The organism is Wolbachia endosymbiont (group A) of Colletes cunicularius, from assembly GCF_964264715.1.
Lineage (GTDB): Bacteria > Pseudomonadota > Alphaproteobacteria > Rickettsiales > Anaplasmataceae > Wolbachia.
Window position 1 is genome coordinate 355,823 of record NZ_OZ183471.1, and the last position, 23,173, is coordinate 378,995.

General features: G+C 34.5%; 24 protein-coding genes and 3 pseudogenes. 8 read left to right on the forward strand and 19 right to left on the reverse strand.

Annotated features, from left to right (window positions below; translation table 11 throughout):
- Positions 1-121 precede the first annotated feature (121 nt).
- On the forward strand, positions 122-487 hold the full coding sequence (locus ACFELZ_RS01995) for a transposase (RefSeq protein WP_375316396.1): 366 nt from the start codon (positions 122-124) through the stop codon (positions 485-487).
- A 77-nt stretch (positions 488-564) separates the two neighbouring features.
- Here the strand turns inward: ACFELZ_RS01995 and ACFELZ_RS02000 are convergent, their stop codons facing one another.
- Complete coding sequence (locus ACFELZ_RS02000; protein WP_375315786.1) at positions 565-1,425, reverse strand: IS982 family transposase; 861 nt, start codon at positions 1,423-1,425, stop codon at positions 565-567.
- 527 nt (positions 1,426-1,952) lie between these two features.
- On the opposite strand from ACFELZ_RS02000, the gene ACFELZ_RS02005 reads away from it, so the two are divergent.
- Both ACFELZ_RS02005 and ACFELZ_RS02010 read left to right on the forward strand, forming a co-directional pair.
- Positions 1,953-2,813 (forward strand): IS982 family transposase, encoded by an 861-nt coding sequence (locus ACFELZ_RS02005; RefSeq protein WP_375315786.1) that lies wholly within the window; start codon positions 1,953-1,955, stop codon positions 2,811-2,813.
- An 8-nt stretch (positions 2,814-2,821) separates the two neighbouring features.
- Positions 2,822-2,973 (forward strand): annotated as a pseudogene (locus ACFELZ_RS02010) (IS256 family transposase); the annotation flags it as partial.
- 86 nt (positions 2,974-3,059) lie between these two features.
- On the opposite strand, the gene trpS reads toward ACFELZ_RS02010, so the two are convergent.
- The 5 genes from trpS to ACFELZ_RS02035 all read right to left on the reverse strand — a co-directional run bounded on the left by trpS (position 3,060) and on the right by ACFELZ_RS02035 (position 8,075).
- Positions 3,060-4,058 (reverse strand): tryptophan--tRNA ligase, encoded by a 999-nt coding sequence (gene trpS / locus ACFELZ_RS02015; protein ID WP_375316397.1) that lies wholly within the window; start codon positions 4,056-4,058, stop codon positions 3,060-3,062.
- Positions 4,059-4,075: 17 nt separating this feature from the next.
- Positions 4,076-4,645 (reverse strand): nucleotide exchange factor GrpE, encoded by a 570-nt coding sequence (locus tag ACFELZ_RS02020; RefSeq protein WP_375316398.1) that lies wholly within the window; start codon positions 4,643-4,645, stop codon positions 4,076-4,078.
- A 61-nt stretch (positions 4,646-4,706) separates the two neighbouring features.
- Entirely contained in the window at positions 4,707-5,693 is a 987-nt protein-coding gene (locus ACFELZ_RS02025; RefSeq protein WP_375316399.1) for a polyprenyl synthetase family protein, read from the reverse strand.
- Positions 5,694-5,704: 11 nt separating this feature from the next.
- A complete protein-coding gene (gene rpsP / locus ACFELZ_RS02030; RefSeq protein WP_006279266.1) occupies positions 5,705-6,025 on the reverse strand; it encodes a 30S ribosomal protein S16 in 321 nt (106 codons plus the stop codon).
- A 241-nt stretch (positions 6,026-6,266) separates the two neighbouring features.
- Positions 6,267-8,075 carry a peptidylprolyl isomerase gene (locus ACFELZ_RS02035; RefSeq protein ID WP_375316400.1) on the reverse strand — a complete coding sequence of 603 codons (1,809 nt, stop codon included), beginning with the start codon at positions 8,073-8,075 and terminating at the stop codon, positions 6,267-6,269.
- 337 nt (positions 8,076-8,412) lie between these two features.
- Here ACFELZ_RS02035 and ACFELZ_RS02040 point away from each other — a divergent pair, with 337 nt between their 5' ends.
- Both ACFELZ_RS02040 and rho read left to right on the forward strand, forming a co-directional pair.
- A complete protein-coding gene (locus ACFELZ_RS02040; protein ID WP_375316401.1) occupies positions 8,413-9,021 on the forward strand; it encodes a cell cycle transcriptional regulator TrcR in 609 nt (202 codons plus the stop codon).
- A gap of 192 nt (positions 9,022-9,213) precedes the next feature.
- Positions 9,214-10,617, forward strand: a complete 1,404-nt coding sequence (gene rho / locus ACFELZ_RS02045) for a transcription termination factor Rho (RefSeq protein ID WP_375316402.1) — start codon at positions 9,214-9,216, stop codon at positions 10,615-10,617.
- A 129-nt stretch (positions 10,618-10,746) separates the two neighbouring features.
- Here the strand turns inward: rho and ACFELZ_RS02050 are convergent.
- From ACFELZ_RS02050 to ACFELZ_RS02060, 3 genes and pseudogenes are all read right to left on the reverse strand, one after another.
- A pseudogene (locus tag ACFELZ_RS02050) lies at positions 10,747-10,899 on the reverse strand (IS4 family transposase); the annotation flags it as partial.
- A 332-nt stretch (positions 10,900-11,231) separates the two neighbouring features.
- Positions 11,232-12,128 (reverse strand): aspartate carbamoyltransferase catalytic subunit, encoded by an 897-nt coding sequence (locus tag ACFELZ_RS02055; protein ID WP_375316403.1) that lies wholly within the window; start codon positions 12,126-12,128, stop codon positions 11,232-11,234.
- A gap of 203 nt (positions 12,129-12,331) precedes the next feature.
- Positions 12,332-13,357, reverse strand: a complete 1,026-nt coding sequence (locus ACFELZ_RS02060) for an extracellular solute-binding protein (RefSeq protein ID WP_375316404.1) — start codon at positions 13,355-13,357, stop codon at positions 12,332-12,334.
- Positions 13,358-14,036: 679 nt separating this feature from the next.
- On the opposite strand from ACFELZ_RS02060, the gene ACFELZ_RS02065 reads away from it, so the two are divergent.
- Positions 14,037-14,897, forward strand: a complete 861-nt coding sequence (locus ACFELZ_RS02065; RefSeq protein WP_375315786.1) for an IS982 family transposase — start codon at positions 14,037-14,039, stop codon at positions 14,895-14,897.
- A gap of 647 nt (positions 14,898-15,544) precedes the next feature.
- Positions 15,545-16,783 (forward strand): annotated as a pseudogene (locus tag ACFELZ_RS02070) (IS256 family transposase).
- Positions 16,784-16,862: 79 nt separating this feature from the next.
- Here the strand turns inward: ACFELZ_RS02070 and rpoD are convergent.
- The 10 genes from rpoD to ACFELZ_RS02120 form a co-directional block, all read right to left on the reverse strand.
- The gene (gene rpoD / locus ACFELZ_RS02075; RefSeq protein WP_375316405.1) at positions 16,863-18,806 is read right to left on the reverse strand and encodes an RNA polymerase sigma factor RpoD; all 1,944 of its coding nucleotides are present in this window, start codon (positions 18,804-18,806) and stop codon (positions 16,863-16,865) included.
- A gap of 123 nt (positions 18,807-18,929) precedes the next feature.
- Positions 18,930-19,256 carry a cation:proton antiporter subunit C gene (locus ACFELZ_RS02080; protein WP_064124916.1) on the reverse strand — a complete coding sequence of 109 codons (327 nt, stop codon included), beginning with the start codon at positions 19,254-19,256 and terminating at the stop codon, positions 18,930-18,932.
- Positions 19,253-19,672 carry a Na(+)/H(+) antiporter subunit B gene (locus ACFELZ_RS02085; RefSeq protein ID WP_164224942.1) on the reverse strand — a complete coding sequence of 140 codons (420 nt, stop codon included), beginning with the start codon at positions 19,670-19,672 and terminating at the stop codon, positions 19,253-19,255. Before ACFELZ_RS02085 ends, ACFELZ_RS02080 begins: the two co-directional genes overlap by 4 nt.
- Positions 19,665-20,192, reverse strand: coding sequence for a DUF4040 domain-containing protein (locus ACFELZ_RS02090; RefSeq protein ID WP_264328929.1), 528 nt, complete (start codon positions 20,190-20,192; stop codon positions 19,665-19,667). Before ACFELZ_RS02090 ends, ACFELZ_RS02085 begins: the two co-directional genes overlap by 8 nt.
- A 1-nt stretch (position 20,193) precedes the next feature.
- Positions 20,194-20,481 (reverse strand): monovalent cation/H(+) antiporter subunit G, encoded by a 288-nt coding sequence (gene mnhG, locus ACFELZ_RS02095; protein WP_096617042.1) that lies wholly within the window; start codon positions 20,479-20,481, stop codon positions 20,194-20,196.
- A 6-nt stretch (positions 20,482-20,487) separates the two neighbouring features.
- Positions 20,488-20,733, reverse strand: a complete 246-nt coding sequence (locus tag ACFELZ_RS02100) for a monovalent cation/H+ antiporter complex subunit F (RefSeq protein WP_164224944.1) — start codon at positions 20,731-20,733, stop codon at positions 20,488-20,490.
- A 28-nt stretch (positions 20,734-20,761) separates the two neighbouring features.
- Positions 20,762-21,178: a DNA-directed RNA polymerase subunit omega gene (gene rpoZ / locus ACFELZ_RS02105; RefSeq protein WP_375316406.1), complete on the reverse strand. Its 417-nt coding sequence runs from the start codon at positions 21,176-21,178 to the stop codon at positions 20,762-20,764.
- Positions 21,179-21,294: 116 nt separating this feature from the next.
- Entirely contained in the window at positions 21,295-21,753 is a 459-nt protein-coding gene (locus tag ACFELZ_RS02110; RefSeq protein WP_375316627.1) for a transposase, read from the reverse strand.
- Positions 21,696-21,860, reverse strand: a complete 165-nt coding sequence (locus ACFELZ_RS02115; protein WP_375315781.1) for a hypothetical protein — start codon at positions 21,858-21,860, stop codon at positions 21,696-21,698. Before ACFELZ_RS02115 ends, ACFELZ_RS02110 begins: the two co-directional genes overlap by 58 nt.
- Positions 21,861-21,863: 3 nt before the next feature.
- Positions 21,864-22,061 (reverse strand): transposase, encoded by a 198-nt coding sequence (locus ACFELZ_RS02120; RefSeq protein WP_375315805.1) that lies wholly within the window; start codon positions 22,059-22,061, stop codon positions 21,864-21,866.
- A gap of 121 nt (positions 22,062-22,182) precedes the next feature.
- On the opposite strand from ACFELZ_RS02120, the gene fabD reads away from it, so the two are divergent.
- Entirely contained in the window at positions 22,183-23,163 is a 981-nt protein-coding gene (gene fabD / locus ACFELZ_RS02125) for an ACP S-malonyltransferase (RefSeq protein ID WP_375316407.1), read from the forward strand.
- Positions 23,164-23,173 lie beyond the last annotated feature (10 nt).

Below are 23,173 nucleotides of genomic sequence, written 5' to 3' on the forward strand. Positions count from 1 at the left end.
TTATACTACCAACCCTATTGAGGGACTGCATAGACAGATTAGAAAATTCACTAAAACTAAGAACCTGTCTTGAAAAGAAAAAAAGGGTATGATGAGGTAAGTTAAAAATAGGAGGTAAGAATTGTATCCAAGCGATATAAGTGATAAGGAATGGGAAATTTTGGAGCCAAATGTTGCACAAGGAGCAATAGGGAGGCCAAGGAAGCACAACATCAGAGCAATTATTAATGCAATAAGGTATATAATGAGAGGTGGCTGCCAATGGCGAATGCTGCCAAAAGACTTTCCGCCGTGGAAGACTGTGTATGATCATTATTTTAGATGGCGTAATAACGGAAAATTGCAGGAAATACATGACACTTTGGTGAAAAAGGGAAGAGAAATGGTTGGTAAAAATGATACACCATCGGTTGGGATAATAGACAGCCAGTCAGTAAAAACGACTCAAAAAGGGGATCCAGAGGTTACGATGCTGGCAAGAAAATAAAAGGCCGTAAACGCCATATTATTGTAGATACATTAGGCCTAATCAATGTAGCTGACGTTCATAACGCGAATTCTGGATTAAGGAAGGAAGAAAGTATAGGAAATAGAAGGTTTTGTGGATTTGATGGAATAGGAAATGAGAGTAGAAAAGATATGAACCAAAAAATTAACAGGGGATCTATGGCGAGTGTGTTCAATTTCTAGTCTATTTTTTAGGTAACCAAAAACAGTCTCAATGATAGACCTTTTTCTCAGTAAAATCTTCTCATTTAACGAAATCAATGTATTTTTCATACCTTTTTTCACCTTGGTAACAAGTTTCAAACCTCGGTCAAACAGCTTCTGAAAAAGCTCTTTTGCAATATAACCTTTGTCACCAAACAAAAGACCGATTAATTTTTCCGTCAGATTTGGCACAGGTATCCTATCATCAACATTGCCTTTTGTTAGCGTAAGTGCATGAATTTCAACATTTTCATTGATTACCATATGTAATTTGAAACCAAAAAACCAGCCGTAAGTGCTCTTGCTTAATTTTGCAATTCCAGCAAAAACTTTGTTTTTGGATATTCTTTTTGCATGACAAACTGCAATGGGAGTTGTGTCTATATATGAAATTCCAGTGTTTTCTGACTGTCCACAAAGCCAATGCAACAACATTGCTAAATGCCACAAAACCCTAGGCTTTAGAGCAACAAACCTGGTATATGAAGGTAACTTTGGAAACTCTGATTTGTAGAGCAACGTTAGGTAATGTAGATAGAAAGTTTTACACGGAGATTGTTGATATAGCAGGATTATTGTCATGATTTCGGAGTGCTCAATTTCCGTTGTTCTTGTGGGGTTTTTACCATTTGGCAGTAGTTTATCTGCAAAATTTTTCTCTATATCTCTGCAAAAATCATCGACCAAACAAAACAGTTTTGTTATATCTTCCATGGGTAACCTCATCTATTTTTTTATCACTGCTGAGTTTACCCTGTTTTCTTGCCTTTTCTATTCTCCTTTAATCCAGAATTCACGTTCATAGTGCAAGCATTCAAGATCGTGACGGCGCTCTGAATCTTTTTTCTCAAGCTAAACAGAAAACTCCAACATTACAGAAGTTTTTTGCTGATCAAGGATATACAGGTGAGCTTCAAAATCGCTGTTTTCTGAAGACAGGATGTCTACTCACAATTGCCAAAAAAGCTAGTGATTCTGTAGGGTTTCAGGTCATTCCTAAACGATGGATTGTTGAACGCTTGGCTTTCGAATTTTAGGTGCATGAGTAAGGACTATGAACACTCGCCACTTACTTCAAAAACTAATATCTTCTTTGATATGATTACTATTATGCTTGCTAAATTACCCGTTTAAATCTTTTCAAGACATGCTCTAAACGTGAATTCTGGATTAAAGGAGAATAGAAGAGGCAAGAAAACAGGGTAAACTCAGCAGTGATAAAAAAATAGATGAGGTTACCCATGGAAGATATAACAAAACTGTTTTGTTTGGTCGATGATTTTTGCAGAGATATAGAGAAAAATTTTGCAGATAAACTACTGCCAAATGGTAAAAACCCCACAAGAACAACGGAAATTGAGCACTCCGAAATCATGACAATAATCCTGCTATATCAACAATCTCCGTGTAAAACTTTCTATCTACATTACCTAACGTTGCTCTACAAATCAGAGTTTCCAAAGTTACCTTCATATACCAGGTTTGTTGCTCTAAAGCCTAGGGTTTTGTGGCATTTAGCAATGTTGTTGCATTGGCTTTGTGGACAGTCAGAAAACACTGGAATTTCATATATAGACACAACTCCCATTGCAGTTTGTCATGCAAAAAGAATATCCAAAAACAAAGTTTTTGCTGGAATTGCAAAATTAAGCAAGAGCACTTACGGCTGGTTTTTTGGTTTCAAATTACATATGGTAATCAATGAAAATGTTGAAATTCATGCACTTACGCTAACAAAAGGCAATGTTGATGATAGGATACCTGTGCCAAATCTGACGGAAAAATTAATCGGTCTTTTGTTTGGTGACAAAGGTTATATTGCAAAAGAGCTTTTTCAGAAGCTGTTTGACCGAGGTTTGAAACTTGTTACCAAGGTGAAAAAAGGTATGAAAAATACATTGATTTCGCTAAATGAGAAGATTTTACTGAGAAAAAGGTCTATCATTGAGACTGTTTTTGGTTACCTAAAAAATAGACTAGAAATTGAACACACTCGCCATAGATCCCCTGTTAATTTTTTGGTTCATATCTTTTCTACTCTCATTTCCTATTCCATCAAATCCACAAAGCCTTCTATTTCCTATACTTTCTTCCTTCCTTAATCCAGAATTCGCGTTCTAAGGGCTCATTTACTAACTTGTACAAACAGGTATATTGTGCTATAAAAAGGGCAGAGCAAAATTGGACTATCCTAATTGGGCTTTAACTATATCTCAACTTGATATTTTCTTTCCTGGTAGATTGAAAATTGAGTTGAGTTAAAAATGCGGTTTGACACACTTTTTTGAACATTCCCTTATTGCCTGTTTTTACAATTTTGAATTGATTCCTTAGGTTATGCAAGAGGTCTATTGAGCAAATCCAACAATATCCTTGATTTCTTTTATATTATGGGTTGCAATTTCTGCTGCTTTCTTTGTACCTTTTTTTAATATTTCATGTAAATGGAATTGGTCTTTTAAAAGATCATTCATCCCCTCACGTATGGGTGACATAACACTGATAATTAAATCAGCTAACTCTTTTTTGAAGTGTTTCATGTCATGTTTGTTCACTTCTTCACACACTTTTTCCACATTTAAATTACTAAGCACTGAATAAATGTTTATCAAATTGCTTATTTCTGGTCGGCACTCTAAAGTAGCAAAATCAAAGCCTAGAATTGAATCTGTTTTTGCTTTTTCTATTTTTTTAACAATTAAGTCATCTGTATCATCAAGGTTAATGCACGAATGTTCTGAAGGGTCAGATTTACTCATCTTGCTTGTACCATCTCTTAAGCTCATTATTCTTGATGTGCAATCCAAAGTTAAGATTTCAGGTACGATGAAATAATCCAGTTTATAATGATTGTTAAAAGCTGATGCAATATCACGTGCAAGCTCCAAATGCTGTTTTTGATCATCACCAACAGGAACGTATTTAGTTTGATACAACAATATATCTGCAGCCATAAGTACTGGATAACTATATAATCCAAGAGAGGCTTTTTGTTTATCGCCGCCAGCTTTATCTTTAAATTGAGTCATGCGATTAAGCCAACCAATTGGTGTATAGCACTCAAGCAGCCAGCCCAGTTCTGCATGACCACTAACCGTGGACTGATTAAAAATAATGGACTTTTCTGGATCTATTCCACATGCAATATAAGCTGCTGCTGTTTTGAAAATATTACTTTTTAATTCACTTGCGGGAAGCTTATTTGCTGTGATTGCATGTAGGTCGACAATACAAAAAAGAGATTTGTATTTATCCTGTAAGTCTATCCACTGTTTGATTGCACCAAGATAATTACCTAAATGTAGTACGCCACTTGGCTGGATACCTGAAAAGACAATACTTGTCATTATGCATTTACCTCATGCTAATCGCTTCCACAATCAGCAGATTTCTTAGAAAGAATAACCATTGCAGGACGGAGCAACCTATTTTTGATAGTATAACCAGTTTGTAGTACTTCTACAATGGTGCCAGGCTCTTTTTCATTGTCTTCTCTTTCCACAACAGCTTGGTGTAAATTACTATCAAAAAGCTCACCAAGTGGATCTACTTCCTCTATTCCATGTTTTTTTAGATCATTTATAATTTTTTGATAAGCTACTTTAATCCCCTCATGAACAGGATCACCGTCTTTCAAAATTTCCATTACTTTTTTTAAATTGTCGCACGAGTCGATCATATCACGTGCAAATTTTGTGACTGCATAGTCACTTGCATCGCTAATTTGCTTTTGCATTATACGTTTGACGTTTTCATTATCTGCAACAGCATGGCGTAAATGATCTTCAAGCTGAGCTGCACGTTCTTTTAATGTATTGAGATCTTCATTTAAATCATCAGTTTGCTTATGGTTATCACTTTGTTGGTCGTCACCTTTCTTCCTATTTACCATATCGGCAAATTTCCTCTTCTTTTCTTTACTGCTGTCTGACATATTATTACCCTTAAGAATCTAATAAATATATAGCAATTAATTCGAAAATATCAAGCGCCAGCTACATTCGTCTTTCTATGCTCGCATTTAAAAAGTCAATTAAAGTAGTTTTATAAAAAGAATCAGAAAAAGTACTAATATCATTTTGTGCCATATTAATGTAGTGTCTAGCTTTTTCCATAGAAAGCTGAATGGCATTATGGTGATTAATATAGTGTAATGCTTGGTCAAAATTGTGTCTAGCTGAAGAAAAGCATTTTTCCCAGAATTTTTGCTCTGCTGGACTGCCCTTTTCGTATGCTATAATAGCAGGTAAGGTGACTTTACCTTCGAAAAAGTCTTTTCCGACTTGTTTTCCAGAAGTGCCTTGATTAGCAGTATAATCGAGCATATCATCAACTATTTGAAATGCCATACCAAAATTAAAACCAAAATTCTTTAGCCTCTCTGTTTCGTCATTTGTTGCACCAGATACTGTAGATGCAGCTTCACAGCATGCAGAAAATAAAGATGCTGTCTTTTCTCCAATGATATCAAAATAATTTCCCCTGACTGTGTGGGGGTCAAAACGTGTTGTCATCTGCTTTATTTCACCCTTCACAAGTAAATGCGATGCTTTAGATAAAATAGAGAGAATATTTAAATTTCCACACTCTATAAGCCATCTAAATGCTAGAGTCAACAATAGATCACCAACTAAAATGCTTGATTTATTTCCCCAAATCTTATTCGCTGCTTTAACTCCATGTCGTGCCTCACTTTCATCGAGCACATCATCATGAAGTAAAGTAGCATTGTGTATAAACTCTACCGATGCAGCAACGTTGATCCTATCCTCCCCAGAATAGTTTAGCATTTTACATATAATAAAAACTAGTTTAGGCCTTATTTTTTTTCCACCTGAACTAACAAGATGAGATATAATATCAGTAGCAAGCTTAGCACCTTCATCATTGACATTTTTGAAGATAAAGTCCTTCATAGCTGATAAATCAGAAGATACGACATCGTCTAATTTACCATTATTTGTTAAATCAGTATTTAGCATTTTAAAGAGACTTATGCTTCTTGTCCCTGTGCTTTCTCGTTCTCTACTTTCTTCTTTTCTGTTTTCTTTGGTTCTGTTTCTAAAGTTACTATGCCTTTTTTAATGAACCATAGTACTCTTTCAGTTGCTTGCGCGCCTACGCTTAGCCAATGTTTTAATCTATCAGCCTTCACCACAACACGATTTTTATTGTCTTTTGGTAACATTGGATCATATTGTCCTATTTTCTCAATAAAACGCCCATCTCTTGGTGCTCGTGAATCAGCTACAACTATCCTATAAAAAGGGCGTTTCTTTGCGCCAAACCTTGCCAACCTTATTTTAACTGCCATGTTAACCTTTATTCATATATTAGTCACAATTTTATACAATGAGCCGTTTTAAGTCAAATGAATTATACAACTTTTGCACCTTATAATGTAATTACCAATAATGTAGGGTGTCATTCCAGCACCGGGCACTGGAATCTAGTTTGCATCATGCAGCCACTTAGTAAGTTTCTGGGTCCAAGTTCGGAGCACTGGATGCGTTTGAGGTAAAACAGGTTCTTATAAGGATTTAATTCTTATCTGGCTATATATCATCAAGTATAGCGTGATTAACTTCGACTTTATACTTTGATTCCAGATAGCTAATTAATTGCTCTTTTAGCGATATCATCACACGTTTTCCGGTGTCAAGCGTGTTTAATTTACCATTTGATGAATGCATTTCTTTTAGAACACCTATTATAATTTCATTATTGTATTGAATAGGGTCTGTCACTGAACCAGTTGTCTTCATATTGAAAATCTCTTCTACAAAAGAAAAGGGGTAGTTTTGTTGATCCACTTCATTGCGGTGCATCTGCTGACCTTTAACTAATTCCACACCTTGAATTTCTTCCAAATCTGTTTTTTCTCTTAGTTGAACTGCAACCTCTTGCCCAATTTTAAACATTCTTTCTTTTATAAACTCACTACACCAAAGCTCTACCGCTAATGCCCTGCCTTCTTCAAAACTTTGCAATTTGGGTGGAACGATATCAATGATTTTTACACTAACAACAGCGTCCCCAACGCCCTTGAAATAACCTTTCTGATCCTTTTCTCGCGAAAAAATGAAAGAAATCAAATCACTAGAATCTCCTACGTTATTACCGCTTTGATCTTTTCCACTCGCATCTACTGGACCAATAGTTTGTATAGGTAAATTATATTCACTCAATATTTCTTCAATTTCTGAACCATTGTATATCTTATAGTTCACTTGGTTTATGAAATCATTGACTCTTTCAAAAGACTTTTGGTTAGTTAGAGCTGACTTTATGTCTTTTTTTAAATCAACTAAGTCTTCATCAGAGATTTGATGCGCACTTTCCACTTTTATTATATGCCAACCAAAACTGCTTGCTAAAACTTCACTTACTTCACCTGCTTTGAGAGCAAATACCTTTTCCCTTACGTCTTCTGGTAAAAAATCCTTAGTTATATTATTTACTCTAGTCTCCTCAAGTTTTGCTTTGCCAAACTCTCCTACTATCTGTTCAAAGCTTGTTTTACCCTCCTCAAATGCTCTTCTTGCTGTCTCAGCTTCTTCTTTGGTAGAAAATATTACATTGAATACATCTCTTTGATCTTTTAGTTCCTGTTGTTCTATTATACCATCAACTTCTTCATCTGAGATCTTGATTTGATCTTCAAAATACTTTTGGCCTAGGGAAATATATTGCGCAGTTCGATACTCAGGATAATAAAAATGGGATTTATTTCTTTCGTACAAATCAAGTAAGGCTTGATCATCTGGTTCAGGAATGTTTGTAACTGCATCTTCAGTTATTTTAACAATATCAACCACTCTAGTTTGGTAGCGACTTTTGTATATCTGCTCATCAACTCTCTCGCCAAAAGTTACCGGATAATTATCTTTAAATAACGAAGTCATGAACATCATTGCAGGCAGAACTTTCTCTAGCTTTGCTATATACTCTTTCTCTGTCATATGCAGGTCATTTAGCGTTTCATGGAATTTATTTTTGTCAAATTCGCCTTTATCATTTTGAAAGTATTTGGTGTTTTTAATATGGTTTTTTATAGACTCTTCTCCAACTGTCAACCCCAGCTCACTAATTAGGTTAAACAATAGTTTTTGCTTTATAAGTGCGTTAAGCAAATCATATTTCAGCTTTTTTACTTGTTCTCTACTCGCATCAGATCCAGAAATTTGCTTTTCATAATTTTGATATAGTGATTTATACTCATCTGACGTTATAACTTCTTTTCCAACCCTAGCTACCTCTTCTTTTTCATCATCACCTGATAAAAGGTTGCCAATTCCCATGAAGACTAATAAGCAAGCTAAAAGGACAACAGTTACTTTAGTGAAAAAATTTTTAACATTCATTTTAAACTCAGTTAATTAATGGTTAATTATAGAATAGTGATAATTTAATCCTTGTAAACCTGTTGCTTTATTAGTCAATATATATAATATTACAATATATTAACTTAAAATTTAACTCTTTTCTTAAATAGAAAAATATGTTTGACTGAGTTATACTATACCTTAAGAAGGGAAAATATTTTTTTGAATCGTTTGAAATATGCTTAAACGTAAGCGCATTTAATTAACTTAAGAGGTGGAAAGTGACAAACAAAAAGTCATTGAATGACAAAATTAATGCTTTTTTAGTTTTAATAGCTTATATTTTAGCTCTGTATAACAGTAAGGGATACTTTAAATGGGAGATGCTTTTTTGATGTCAATGGAATCTTCTAAGGGCAATAACGATAGAAATAAACAGTTTCTAATGCAAATAGCTGCTTGGTTAGTAGACAACACTGGTTTAACTTTTAATCAAATAGCACAATGCTGTAGGTTGGCCCTTGAAGAAGTACAAGACATAGCTGATGAGGAAATAGAAGTTGAAAAATATAACCCTATTATTTCTGGGATAATTACTGAAAAAGAAATCGATGATTGCAAAAAAAATTCAAACCGTGTACCAAATTTGATTATAAAAAATATAAAAAAAAGGAGTAAAGCGATTGGTAGCATTCTTGGCTTTGCCTCTACGGCAAGGCGTAGAGATAAACCTGATGCGATTTATTATTTAGTAAAAAAATTTCCTATCTTGGATAATAACGTTATAGCTAAATTAATTAGTACAACAAATTACACAGTTGAGCAGGTAAGAGATGGATCTCATCATAACATGCAAAATATAAAACCCCAAGATCCTGTACTACTTGGCTTATGTAGTCAAGAAAATTTAGAAGCAGAAGTGGAAAAAGCAAAAGTAGAAGAAGAGAAGCAAGAAAGGTTAAAAAATATAAAGAATAGCTATTGAAAATCCTCAAATTTTTGTGCTTTGTTAACATTAAATTAACTTGACTTGCTAGTGTTTATTAGTACAATGTAAGTAAAGTACGGGGTTTAATAATAATTAAGCTTAATACGCACTAAAACTAGCTCAGCCTAATTTATTATCTTATAGTCACATTTTAGGTTAGTAAGCATCAATTAAAATTTTTGGAGGATTATGACAACAATCAATGAAGATGTTTTGGCAAAAGGAAAGGTTACAGCTCAACCTGAAAAAAGTGAGCAAATTCACAATAACGATACAGTAAAACAGATGGTCAATGAAGGTACTGAGAAAAACAGAAAAACATTAGATCTGAGCGAATTAAAAGAGAAAACAGCAGAAGAATTGTTAGAGTTAGCTGAAGAAAGAAAAGTTTCAACTAACGGTAAAAGCAATGGTAGAATGCTAAAGCAGGAAATGATATTCAACTTAATGAAGAAAATGAGCGAAGAAGGAGGCATAACCACAGGGAGTGGAATAGTGGAAATATTGCCTGATGGTTTTGGTTTCTTACGTTCAGCAAGTGCAAATTATGCTCCAAGTACCGATGATGTTTATATTTCTAACGGGCAAATAAAGAAGTTTAATTTACGTACAGGAGATATGGCATGTGGAGAAATAAGGCCACCTGGTGATAAAGAAAGATATTTTACTTTAACTAAGGTTCAAAGTATAAACTCTACTGAAGTCAGTGAATTAAGAAAGTACGTCCATTTTGATAATTTGCTTCCTCTTTATCCTGAGGAAAGCATAGTACTTGAGTGTAATAGTGGTGATGATAAAAAAGGCTTAAGCATGCGTGCTATAGATATAGTAGCTCCTCTTGGAAAAGGGCAAAGAGCGTTAGTAGTTGCTCCACCTCGCACAGGAAAAACTGTATTGCTTCAGCAAATGGCTAACTCTATAGCTATAAATCACCCTGAAATAGAATTAATAGTGTTACTTATAGATGAAAGGCCTGAAGAAGTAACAGATATGATACGTTCTGTAAAAGGTGAGGTAGTAAGTTCTACGTTTGATGAACCTGCTTACCGTCACGTACAGCTTGCTGAAATAGTAATAGAGAAAGCTAAAAGAATGGTTGAGCATAAAAAAGATGTGGTAATTCTACTTGACAATATTACTAGACTTGCACGTGCTTATAATGCTGTTATTCCTTCGTCTGGAAAAGTTCTAACTGGTGGTGTAGATTCAAACGCACTGCAGAGACCAAAACGTTTTTTTGGAGCAGCTCGTAATATTGAGAATGGGGGTTCTTTAACTATAATCGCCACAGCTCTTATAGAGACTGGCTCAAAAATGGATGAAGTTATTTTTGAAGAGTTTAAAGGTACAGGAAATGCTGAGATCATACTTGATAGAAAACTTTCTGATAAACGTATATTTCCAGCTATTGATATTACAAAATCCGGAACAAGGAAGGAAGAGCTATTAGTTGATAAGGCTATACTAAATAAAATATGGGTGTTGCGTAGAATACTCAATCCTATGGGACCTGTTGAAGCAATGGAATTTTTACGTGACAAGCTACTTTTAACAAAGAGCAATGCTGACTTTTTTAACTCCATGAATCACTAAAAGTAAGCCATTTATGATGGATATGCTGAGCAAAAAGTAAAAGATTTTATCGCTTTTATAGTTAAAATAATTGTATCCGTTCAGGTAATGGCGAACTTAGGGAGCGTTAAATAAACTATACGCGTCAAGTTAAGAAGCAAAGGTAAGAAAATTCAATGAACTTAAGGTGGATACTCTAGTCTTTCTATATCTGTCTTTCACAGAAAATTGTGACCAGTTTGTGGTAAGTTTTTTCAGGAAAATTCTCAAATTATTAATTTTGCTGCTTAACGCTAAAAACAAGTAACCGTCCACGGATTGTGAGAATGAATAAAGAACTAAGCAGTCGTAACTTTTGGAAGGGATTTTGGCCATCAAGACGTGATGTCAAAAATATCGACAACATTCTTCCACGAACCTTTCCCCACGTTCCAACCAGGTGAAAAAGCTGTTTTTACGATAGCCGTCTAATTTGCCGTTCTGCAAGGTTGTTGATTGACTTCAGGCTTTCGTAAAAACTTCCATACCATATCCTCGGCCTTAACATCTTAATGGCCATTCTCAAACCATTTACAAGCCTCGTCATTTCATGAAAAAACCCTTCTTTCGCATTAGTTGTGTAGCATCTTTTAATATTAACAAGGCCTATAATAGTGCAGCACTGCCTTACGTATTGCCAATCCAAATTCTACTTGCTGTAAAATAACACAATCTGCTACATCGCTGCTAATCTCAATCCCTCTATTTATTGGCCCTGGGTGCATAACAATCGCATCTGGTTTTGCGTATGATAGCTTTTGTGAATCAAGTCCATACAAATGAAAATATTCTTTCTCTGAAGGAACAAAACAACTATTATTCATGCGCTCTTTCTGCAGTCTTAAAAGCATGATTACATCAGCATCCTTTATACCTTTAATTAATGAATAATGGACTGAATCTACTTCAGGAAAATGCTTACAAATCAAAGTTGGTGGTGCGACCAAGCTTATCTCTGCTCCAAACATTTTTAGCAACCTTATATTTGACCTTGCAACTCTGCTGTGCAGAATATCTCCACATATCACAACTTTGAGATCCTTTATTTGCTTTTTATGACTGCTGATTACAAGATAATCTGTAAGAGCTTGAGTTGGGTGTTCACTGCTTCCATCGCCTGCGTTGATTAGCGAGCAGCTAACATTCTTAGCCAGCATATTAACAATACCGCTATTTTTTTGCCTGATTATTATATAGTCAAGATTCATTGCATTTAATGTTTTGATCATGTCTTTTAGATCTTCTCCCTTGTTAATAGAAGAAGATCTTATTGGCAAAGTTACAACATTTGCTCCAAGGCTTTTTGCTGCTATTTCAAAAGACGCAAGTGTACGCGTTGAATCTTCAAAGAATAAATTTATTACTGTCTTATTTTCCAAGATATGACTATTTGCAGCTTCTTTTTTAAGGTACTGGTTAGCCAACTTAGTTATATTTTCTACATCATCGACTGTAAAGTCTGAGATGTTTAACAAATTCCTTCTCTTGTGCATAGTTTCCTTTTCAACTACTTGAACCTATTCTACTTTCTTATTATTGTTTTTCAATAGACCTCTTGTGCAGCAATTGTTTTGGTGAAAGAACAGAAAAAGATAGTAAAGTCAAAATTCAGTTAGAAGGAAGAAAAAGTTCAGCGAGTCAAGAGTAAGGTACATTAGCATAAATCTTTCATCCCAGTGTTCAGTGGCACTGGGGATTACTTCCACTTACACTCATCCGCTATCATAACAGCCTCAAAAAGATGCTTCTCAAGTTCACTTAGAGGTAAATCACTTTGTGGATAATTTCCCCAAGACTTTAGTATATCGGAAGTTTCAACGCCTTCAATAATAGGGTATTCTTGGTTTTTTTTAGCGTATAGCTCTTGAGCCTGTTTGCTTACTAAAAATTCCAGCAAAGCTATAGCATTTTCTCTGTTTTTTGTGTTTTTTGTTACTGCTGCACCACTGATGTTTACCATTACGCCGTGATCATTGCGATTAGGAAAAAAAGCCCCTAGCTTGTCTATAAAATTCTTTTTATTTTCTGATGAAAGAATTCTTGCAAAGTAATAACTATTTACTATTGCAACATCTCCTTCACCAGCAGCTACAGCATAAATTTGGTCAGTATCACCACCACTTGGTTTTCTTGCCATATTGCCCACAATTCCGCTTACCCATTCTTTCGTCTTTTCAAAACCATTATTTGCAATCATAAAAGCAATTAACGATCGGTTATATGGACTTGTGGAAGAACGCACTAATATTTTTCCTTTCCATTTTTCATTTGCTAAATCTTCATAAGTACTTAAGTTTTTAGGATTTACTGACTCTTTATTATAAACCAATATTCTGGTTCTTTTTGTAAGGCCAAACCAATAATCTTCACTATCTCTAAATTTTGCAGGTATAACACTTTTTAAAATCTCTGAATCCACTTGAGATAAAAGCCCTCTTTTTTTTGCCAAAATCAGGTTCACTGCATCTGCAGTTAAAAGTAAGTCAGCTTCACCGCCATTTTCCATGCGTGAAAGTAGCTGAGAATAATCATCAATGATGTAACGTACTTTAATTCCTGTATTTTTTGTAAATTCATCAAATAAAGTACGTACTAATTCTTCTTTGCGCGATGAATAGACATTCACTACTTGTGAATTGTCAGTTCCGCTGTTTTTATACAAAAAAGTAATGACTATTAATACAACTGCTATTAAGGATGTGAATATAAAGGCTTTTTTCATATTGGATAAAAAATAACTTCTTTCAGTTAAAGATACTCAAATAGCGCAATCTTAGCAAGTGTAAAATTCGTTAGATGTAGCTAATATAATTTGGATTTACCGAAGTCAATGTATGAAATAATCGAAATTGTCATTCCAGCGCGTGACGCTAGGCCATAAAACCTACTTGACAAACTTCGCCAGCCCCCTTATCACGAAACTGAAGGTATTCAGTTATCTTCATCTGTGCAGATTAAACAGCAAAAAAACAACGTAGTTGGCGTCTTATTTTTTTGCACTATGTGCACCTTATGTCTTCACAACATTTCTGGGTTTTTACCTATATAAGCTGAAGCGCGCTTATAAGTCGTTTGACAGTATAGTACGCCAATTTGCAGGATTAGAGAGTGACAACTAGCTAACACGGGTTTCTTTTGCCTTTTTTTCTGCTTAGTAGGAGAGTAGACCAGCGGACCTTCCCCGCCAGCCTCTCGCAGAACCTTACTATTACCCATAAATCTAAAAGGAGAAAAAGCTGCTATCTTACTAATTCAACTTTCTATTATAAATAGATCTATGGTCTAAAAATGGAATATATGATGAAAAGAACTATAAACGTGAATTCTGAATTAAAGGAGAATAGAAAAGGCAAGAAAACAGGGTAAACTCAGCAGTGATAAAAAAATAGATGAGGTTACCCATGGAAGATATAACAAAACTGTTTTGTTTGGTCGATGATTTTTGCAGAGATATAGAGAAAAATTTTGCAGATAAACTACTGCCAAATGGTAAAAACCCCACAAGAACAACGGAAATTGAGCACTCCGAAATCATGACAATAATCCTGCTATATCAACAATCTCCGTGTAAAACTTTCTATCTACATTACCTAACGTTGCTCTACAAATCAGAGTTTCCAAAGTTACCTTCATATACCAGGTTTGTTGCTCTAAAGCCTAGGGTTTTGTGGCATTTAGCAATGTTGTTGCATTGGCTTTGTGGACAGTCAGAAAACACTGGAATTTCATATATAGACACAACTCCCATTGCAGTTTGTCATGCAAAAAGAATATCCAAAAACAAAGTTTTTGCTGGAATTGCAAAATTAAGCAAGAGCACTTACGGCTGGTTTTTTGGTTTCAAATTACATATGGTAATCAATGAAAATGTTGAAATTCATGCACTTACGCTAACAAAAGGCAATGTTGATGATAGGATACCTGTGCCAAATCTGACGGAAAAATTAATCGGTCTTTTGTTTGGTGACAAAGGTTATATTGCAAAAGAGCTTTTTCAGAAGCTGTTTGACCGAGGTTTGAAACTTGTTACCAAGGTGAAAAAAGGTATGAAAAATACATTGATTTCGCTAAATGAGAAGATTTTACTGAGAAAAAGGTCTATCATTGAGACTGTTTTTGGTTACCTAAAAAATAGACTAGAAATTGAACACACTCGCCATAGATCCCCTGTTAATTTTTTGGTTCATATCTTTTCTACTCTCATTTCCTATTCCATCAAATCCACAAAGCCTTCTATTTCCTATACTTTCTTCCTTCCTTAATCCAGAATTCGCGTCAGTAGGGCCATTGCTAAAAGATCCTCCTTGATAAAAAAGGTCATCAAACTTTACGCTTTTTGCAAAGGATAAGTTATTTAAAATTCCAATGATTGCGCCATTATCGGATAAACTATCACCCAGAACATAAAAATTTCTATACTTTGAATTAGAATTGTCATTTTTATTTGTCATAATATTTACCGTAGATTAGCATGTTGTTTCATTAGATTCATAAAAAAAATAGCGGTGCAACTTTTTTACAACCCCCATTTTAAACTTTATTGTGCATTTCCTTCATATCATACCTTTTTGAAAAAACGTTTTATTTTAAAAACGCTCTGACTTTTTTTCCACTTTTTCTGGGAATGTTCAAAAAAGCATACGCGTCAAGTTAAGGCCCAATATAGCACCATTTAAAGTGGGTATCTTGTTTGTTACATTTATTTTTTGGGAAATTTTGATCTAAAATAAGATAATTCTTTTAGAAGAGTCTATAAATTACTAGCTTTATTACTTAATATCTAAAATAATCTTTACCACTTTTCTTTTTCCTTATGCTACTTTCCCTTAACTTGACGCGTATGGTTCAAAAAAGTGTGTCAAACCGAAAAAAAAGTAATAAATTGATATAAAAAAATGGAGGTTTGACAATGAGTCAGAAAGTAGTAAACAGAACTAACGGATTGGTAGATTATAAAGAGTTGGAAACAAATATCCTGTCGTCTATACGAGAAGGAAGACCGTTGACAGGAAGGGAGGGAGCATTAACACCATTTATAAAAAAGCTGCTGGAGGCAAGTTTGGAAGGTGAAATAGAAAACCACTTATTAGCTGAAAGTGAAGAGAATAATCGAAGAAATGGGAGAAATGGAAAGACTTTACGGACAAGTGCCGGTTCATTTGAACTTTTGACGCCAAGGGATAGAGAAGGAAGTTTTGAGCCGCAAATAGTCAAAAAAAGGCAAACAAGCTTACATCCAGAGCTTGAAACGAAGATTTTGAGCACATTTGCCAGTGGTATGAGCTATAGAGATATAGCGTCACACGTTGAGGAAATTTATGATCACAAAATATCGGCGGCAGAGATATAAAGTATTACCGACAAATTACTGCCTATAATCAATGAATGGCGTAGTCGTCCACTGCAATCAGTATACCCGATAGTATTTATGGATGGGATGTTCTTTAAGGTCAAAGAGAATGGACATTGCGTAAGTAAATGTATGTACAATATATTGGGCATAGACCAAAATGGCAGAAAAGAAGTCCTGGGCTTTTATTTGGCTGAAAGTGAAGGAGCTAACTTTTGGTTGGGAGTGCTAAATGACCTCAAAGAAAGAGGAGTAGAAGATATTCTGATTGCATGTGTAGATGGGCTAAAAAGCTTTCCTGCAGCTATAAATAGTGCGTTTCCTAAAGCAGAAGTACAGCTATGTATAGTGCATCAGATAAGAAATTCACTAAAATATGTATCCAGCAAAGATGTGAAAGTTTTCATGAATGATTTGAAAAAAATATATCGTGCTACAAGTAAAGAAATTGCTGAAAATTACTTACTTGAGCTGGAAGAAAAATGGGGAGAAAAGTATCCTTTAGTTATAAAATCGTGGCAGAACAATTGGGAAAATTTATCTGGTTATTTCAAGTATTCTAGCCCAGTTAGAAGGCTAATTTACACCACAAATCCAATTGAGGGGCTGCACAGACAGATCAGAAAATTCACTAAAACCAAGGGCTCATTTACCAGCACAAATGCCTTGTATAAACAGGTATATTGTGCTATAAAGAAGGTAGAGCAAAAATGGACTATGGCTCTGCCTAATTGGGCTTTAACTATGTCTCAACTTGATATTTTCTTTCCAGATAGATTGAAAATTGAGTTGAACTAAAAATGCGGTTTGACACACTTTTTTGAACATTCCCCTTTTTCTGGGCAAAATCAGCTTCTTCTTAACTTGACACGTATACTTAAAAAAACCCTCTAAGTTTTCTAGCGCGGCTTGGATGTTTCAACTTGCGCAGTGCTTTTGCCTCTATTTGCCTAATTCTCTCACGTGTTACATTAAAAATTTTTCCTACTTCTTCTAAGGTATGCTCCTTCCCATCTTTACCAAGGCCAAAACGCATTCTTAGAATTCTTTCTTCCTTTGGTGTTAAAGTTGCAAGAACATTGGTTGTAATGCCACGCAAGTCAGCAAGTATTGCAGCATCCTCTGGTCTGGAGACTCGCTTATCTTCTATACAATCACCGAAGGTACTACTATCATCCTTTCCTGTTGGAGCTTCAAGACTTACTGGGTCCCTTGCTATTTTCATAACTTTGCGTATTCTTTCCAGTGGCATTGTCAGTTCTACACTTAATTCCTCTAACGTCGGCTCTCTTCCCATCTCATGAGTCATTTTTCTTAATGCTCTGTTGATTTTACTGATAATTTCTACCATATGAACTGGTATTCTAACTACTTTAGACTGCTCAGGTATTGCCCTAGTGATTGATTGTCTTACCCACCAAGTGCCATAAGTTGAAAATTTATATCCACGTTTGTAATCAAACTTATCCACGGCCTTCATAAGACCAATATTGCCTTCTTGTATCAAATCAAGCAGATCAAGGCCTCTTTTTGAATACTTCTTAGCAATGGAAACTACTAGCCTTAAGTTAGCCTTAATCATCTCTTGCTTTGCTTCAGAGACTTCTCGTTCGTGTTTTTGTATTCTCCTGATTAGCTCCTTAAATTCTTGTACGTTATCTTCCTGTATATGCTGCTTAATACCGTTCAAAGTACTAGCTATATTTTCAGAGTTACCGTCTATAAACCTTAAAAATTTGTTTTTTAATTCACCCGTAAAAGAGGACTGATTTTCATTGATCTTTAAAAGACTTATCTTTTTCAATTCGTGCTTTAAAAGCACGTCATCATAAACTTTATAGAAACTTTCTCTATCGATATCGTATTTTCTAGCCTCAGCAATAAGATTAGCCTCTTCAAGCGTGATGGATCTATTTATCTTATAAAGTTCTTGTGTAATTCTGGCAACAGCAGCATCACTTAACTTAATTTGTAATGCTATAGACCATATTTGACTATATAAATTCTCTAGTTCATCGGAGGAATCTTTAGAATTTTTTCTTAATACCAATGCTTCATTTGTTAAAGTAATTATCTCATCCAATGCAACTATGACCTTTGGCAATAAGTCACTTTCCATTTCAAGAATAGAAACATTTAAATTCGCTGAATTTATATCTTCATTATCACCGTCTTTCTCATCATCACTTTTTTTACTATCTTTCTCATCATCACTACAGTACTCAGCATCTTCAGAAACATCCTCAGAATCCTCAACATCTTCAGCACTTTCTTCACTCTCTTCTTTGGGTACCACATTAAAGTCAGAGTTATAAATTGCATCCAGATCTATAATTTCTCTCAGTAAGAGAGCTCCACTACTTAAATCATCACGCCATACTTTTATCACCTTTAATGTTACTGATGTTTCAATTATTGCACGTAACATGTTATGCTTTTCAGATTCAATTTTTTTTGCTATCTCGATTTCATCTGCCCTTGACAAAAGCTTTACAGAGCTCATGTCTTGTAAATAAATCCTCACTGGATCATCATTTTGTACTAAAGTTGCAGTAACATTTGGCGATGTGTCATCATCATCAAGTTTACTATCATCACTGTTGGAAGGAATATCTTCTTCATCTTCGCTACTTTCAAGCACATTAATTCCGGAATCCTGCAATAAAGATATAGCATCATCTATAAAATCAGACGAAAAATTTTCATCTGATAATTTATCATTTATATCATCAAAGGTGACAAAACCACCTTTTTTTATACTTTTAGTTACAAGATCTCTGATAATTTTTTTCTTATCTTCTGCATCATTAATAGTTGACATCATTACCTTTATAGTTTATAGTTTTATTTCTTATTAACAAATAAACTTACAACGAGCAAGTCTATAATTTTACTTTTAACTTGTGGCTATTTGTTACTTCATATAGTTTAAGATACTGTTAATTTATGTACACTTGTCTTGATCAATTGTTCCATACTTTTCTTCCATTTTTACTGCTATGGACAATCCAACTGAAAATGTTGCAATTCCAACCACTATAGCAGTAAGCATTAAAACATGAGGTATAGGATTGCTATATGAATAAAAATTTGAAACCAATATAGGAGGCAAAGAACTTTTTATATATCCTAGAGATATGTAAAACAACAAAACAGATGCTTGGAAGACGCTTACCCCTATCATTTTCTTGATTAAATTTTTATCGTTTACAATAATATATAAACCTAGCACCATTAATACAATAATAATCGTATAATTATATAAAGTCATTGTTTTTTCCTACGAGCAAAATTCATATATATAATTAACATAGAGGAGCAGACAGTAAATGCTACACCTAATTCCACCAAAAAAATACCCAATTTTTGACCGGTTCTATTATTGGCTGACAAGATATCATAAGATAAAAAATTTTGGCCAAGTAAAGTTGTTGCAACGCCCGTTCCTCCATAAATTAAAATACCTAACACGTTAGTCAATCTAATCACAGAATAAGGTATTGCTTTTAGAGTTGTAGATACACCAAATAGCATTGAATATAATATTATCCCGGAGGCAATAATTATTCCTGCTTGAAAACCTCCACCCGGAGTGTAATCACCGTGAAATTGTATGTATAAACCAAATAAAATGATAAAAGGTATCATCAAAAATGTTACTGCATTTAATATCGGATCTTTAATCATTTTCTTTTTCTTCTTTTAATATCAACGTTATACAAAGCGCAGCAGTAAAAACTACTATAGTTTCTCCAAACGTGTCATAACCACGAAAGCTTGCCAAAACAGCTGTCACTATATTAGGAATACCGGTAGCTTTTTCGGTATTTTCCACATAATAAGGAGCAACATGCAAGTGGATCGGAGCATTGTGGCTGCCAAAATCTGGCAATTGAATCATAAAATATGACAAACATACAGCCAGAAATAACATAAAAAAAAGCGTTATAGGGTTATGAGATAGATTTACTTTATGATTCTTTATCAAGGAGAGTGCTGCAAACGTAAAAATCGTACTGAGCCCCGCACCAACAGAAGCTTCAGTAATTGCAACATCAGGTGCATTCATAATTAAGTATATAAGCGCAATAAGTGAACTAAATACACACATTAGAACAGCACTTACGACTAAATGTCGCGAGAAGACTATAAAAACCGTAACTGTTAGTAACAACAAAAGTAGCACTACATTTAATATTTCTAACACCTTAACCTTCTTTAACAGTTTTTTTCTTAACTTTATAATAAGTGCGCGCTAAAATATAGCCATTAGTTGAGCTAGCTACCCATATTATAAGAATTAATAATATTATTTTAACAGTATTGATTGAAAATCCATTCTGCAAAGCAAAACCAATTAACAATAGCGTTGCACCGCTAGAATCTGTAATACCTGCTGCATGTAACCTAGTATAGAAATCAGGAAATCTAATTACTCCCACACTTGAAATGATTACTGAACAAATGCCTAAAAATATAAGAACGGATCCTATCATAAATTATTAAAACAACATTAATCTCATTAGTGCTATAGTTGATATAAAGCTAACGCTAGCATACAACAATGCTATATCAATTAAAAAAAAATTATTCAGAATGATTGATATTGCTGTTATGAGTACAACTACTTGCGTTGAGAAATTATTGAACGCTAAAACCTTATTGTACACATCACTTGACTTAGACACTATGCGGCACAACATTACACTCATACAGAACAACAGTGTATAGATAGCAATGTGAAGCATTTAAAGACTATGTAACTTCAGTAGATTTCTAAACGGATACTTCTTCATCGCCATCTTGATCATTTATTTCATCATTTATTTCACCATCCACTTCATAATCTTGGCTTTCTTGACTTGCATCAAGATCTGTGTTAAATTGACCATCAGAAAAATTTAATAAATTCGCTAGCTTACTTGTATTACTGCTGTAAACATTATTCATATTTCCTTTCATGTACTCCTTGCATCTACCTACCAAAAGGTTAAATAGCTCATGAGTATCCACCTGTTTTTCTGCTATTTCATATAAGGAAACTATGGTGTTTTTATGGTCTTTAAACCGAACTGTTTGAACTGGATTACTTGCTCCTGTATTTAAATCATGTGTTCTTTGACTTGCCAATAGAACCAATTTGAAACGGTTACTTACCTGTTCTGTACACTTTTCTACAATAGACTCAGCCATAAGATACTACCTTAATAAGTTTTATACTATATCACAAAAAACAAGTTGTCAACTTTGTATCTATTGCGATTCAACTTCATGTTTTACTTTTTCTGCCTCAGAGCCTGTCTTCAAACTCAAGAATGAGCTAATTTGTGAAGCATAATAGTGATCATATTAAAGAAGATGTTGTTTTTTGAAGTGAGAGGAGAATGCTCATAATCCTTACTCATACGTCTAAAATTGGAGAGCCAAGCAAAGGTTCTCTCAACAATCCAACGTTTGGGAATAACCTGAAATCCTGTATCAACTATTTTCTTGGTAATCGTCAATAAACATCCAGTTTCCAATAAGCAGAGGTTTTGCAATTTACCTGTGTATCCTTGATCAGCAAAAAACTTATGTAATGTTGGAGCTTTGCATTTGGCTTGAACAAAAAGATTTAGTGCACCATCAAGATCCTGAATGCTTGCACTTTGTACTTCAGCAGCAATTACAAGACCTACAGTATCTACAACGATGTGGCGCTTTCTACCCTTTACTTTCTTGCCAGCATCATATCCTCTGGATCCCCTTTTTGAGTAGTTTTTACTGATTGGCTATCTATTATTCCCACTGATGGAGTTTCATTCTTACCAATTATCTCTCTTACTTTTTTAACTAGAAAATCATGAATCTCTTGCCATATTCCACTTTTTTTCAATCGCTAATTACAACTATACACTGTTTTCCATGGTGGAAAATCTTTAGGCAGTTGTCTCCATTGACATCCTGTTCTCATCATATAGCGGATTGCGTTAATAATTGTTCTAATACTATGTTTTCTTGGTCTGCCGGTCTTTTTAGGTTCAAAATATAGCTCTATTATCTTCCATTCTTTGTCACTTATATCGCTTGGGTACATTTAAAATATATCTTATAACACACTTCTTAACTCCTTTCTACTTAGTTTGAAGACAGGCTCTAAAATATTGACAAAAAATAAATAAAATGTTATACTTAATAAGGAATAAATAATAGTTATCATGATTTTTGCTTTCCCTGGTCAGGGCTCTCAGTTTGTAGAAATGGGAAAGAGCTTATATAGTGAGTTTTCCGTTGCAAGACAAGTATTTAATGAAGTGGATAGCATATTGGGTAGAAAGCTGTCTTATTTAATCTTCAACGGTCCTATTGAAGAATTAACCATTACAGAAAACGCTCAGCCAGCTATAATGGCAGTGTCAATCGCGACGCTACGCGTTATCGAGCATGTGTTTGGTGAATCTCTTTTTTCTAATTATGGAATTAAATATGTTTGTGGACATTCAGTCGGTGAATATACAGCGCTATGTGCTGCAGGGGCATTGACTCTTGAGTCTGCAATCAAGCTGCTGAAAGTTCGCAGCGAAGCAATGCATGAAGCTTCTTTGAAATGTGAAGGGGGAATGGTTGCGTTGCTTGGAGCAGAGATAAATGAAGTGGAAGATATATTGAAATCAGTTCAAATTGACGGAATTTGTGAAATTGCAAACGATAACGGTGGCGGACAAGTGGTTATAAGTGGTACTAGAGAGGGTCTTGAAATATTACCCGATTTGCTCAAGAACTTGAACATCAAGAGATTAGTTAAGTTACAGGTTAGTGGACCTTTTCACTCATCTCTTATGAAACCTGCTGATGAAAAAGTTTTGGAATTTTTGGAGGGTATTAAAATAACCCGTCCTATAGTTCCTTTGATATCAAATGTTACAGCTAAAGAGGAGAGTGATCCCAAAGTTATAAAAGCTTTACTTGCTAAACAAGTCATAAGCAGAGTGAAATGGAGAGAAATGGTTTTGTATATGGCAAGCCGTGGCATTAACAAATTTGTTGAAATTGGACCTAATAAAGTTTCATCTAATCTAGTTAAAAGAATTGACCAATCTATCAGTACAAAAAGTATAGGTAATATTGGTGATATAGACAGCTTCTTTAATGAATCATTAGTACTAACAGCGAAAAATTTAAAAGTTGGGTTAAGTTAAAACACATCTA

Excerpts from the sequence above, each read along its gene's own strand:
- mnhG (WP_096617042.1), bottom strand. The coding sequence starts at position 20,481 with ATGATAGGATCCGTTCTTATATTTTTAGGCATTTGTTCAGTAATCATT.
- ACFELZ_RS02065 (WP_375315786.1), top strand. The coding sequence starts at position 14,037 with ATGGAAGATATAACAAAACTGTTTTGTTTGGTCGATGATTTTTGCAGA.
- ACFELZ_RS02060 (WP_375316404.1), bottom strand. The coding sequence starts at position 13,357 with ATGAAAAAAGCCTTTATATTCACATCCTTAATAGCAGTTGTATTAATA.
- ACFELZ_RS02020 (WP_375316398.1), bottom strand. The coding sequence starts at position 4,645 with ATGTCAGACAGCAGTAAAGAAAAGAAGAGGAAATTTGCCGATATGGTA.
- ACFELZ_RS02120 (WP_375315805.1), bottom strand. The coding sequence starts at position 22,061 with ATGTACCCAAGCGATATAAGTGACAAAGAATGGAAGATAATAGAGCTA.
- rho (WP_375316402.1), top strand. The coding sequence starts at position 9,214 with ATGACAACAATCAATGAAGATGTTTTGGCAAAAGGAAAGGTTACAGCT.
- ACFELZ_RS02035 (WP_375316400.1), bottom strand. The coding sequence starts at position 8,075 with ATGAATGTTAAAAATTTTTTCACTAAAGTAACTGTTGTCCTTTTAGCT.
- rpoD (WP_375316405.1), bottom strand. The coding sequence starts at position 18,806 with ATGTCAACTATTAATGATGCAGAAGATAAGAAAAAAATTATCAGAGAT.
- ACFELZ_RS02025 (WP_375316399.1), bottom strand. The coding sequence starts at position 5,693 with ATGCTAAATACTGATTTAACAAATAATGGTAAATTAGACGATGTCGTA.
- ACFELZ_RS02080 (WP_064124916.1), bottom strand. The coding sequence starts at position 19,256 with ATGACTTTATATAATTATACGATTATTATTGTATTAATGGTGCTAGGT.
- ACFELZ_RS02055 (WP_375316403.1), bottom strand. The coding sequence starts at position 12,128 with ATGCACAAGAGAAGGAATTTGTTAAACATCTCAGACTTTACAGTCGAT.
- rpsP (WP_006279266.1), bottom strand. The coding sequence starts at position 6,025 with ATGGCAGTTAAAATAAGGTTGGCAAGGTTTGGCGCAAAGAAACGCCCT.
- ACFELZ_RS02040 (WP_375316401.1), top strand. The coding sequence starts at position 8,413 with ATGGGAGATGCTTTTTTGATGTCAATGGAATCTTCTAAGGGCAATAAC.
- fabD (WP_375316407.1), top strand. The coding sequence starts at position 22,183 with ATGATTTTTGCTTTCCCTGGTCAGGGCTCTCAGTTTGTAGAAATGGGA.
- ACFELZ_RS02085 (WP_164224942.1), bottom strand. The coding sequence starts at position 19,672 with ATGATTAAAGATCCGATATTAAATGCAGTAACATTTTTGATGATACCT.
- ACFELZ_RS02000 (WP_375315786.1), bottom strand. The coding sequence starts at position 1,425 with ATGGAAGATATAACAAAACTGTTTTGTTTGGTCGATGATTTTTGCAGA.
- ACFELZ_RS02100 (WP_164224944.1), bottom strand. The coding sequence starts at position 20,733 with ATGCTTCACATTGCTATCTATACACTGTTGTTCTGTATGAGTGTAATG.
- trpS (WP_375316397.1), bottom strand. The coding sequence starts at position 4,058 with ATGACAAGTATTGTCTTTTCAGGTATCCAGCCAAGTGGCGTACTACAT.
- rpoZ (WP_375316406.1), bottom strand. The coding sequence starts at position 21,178 with ATGGCTGAGTCTATTGTAGAAAAGTGTACAGAACAGGTAAGTAACCGT.
- ACFELZ_RS02005 (WP_375315786.1), top strand. The coding sequence starts at position 1,953 with ATGGAAGATATAACAAAACTGTTTTGTTTGGTCGATGATTTTTGCAGA.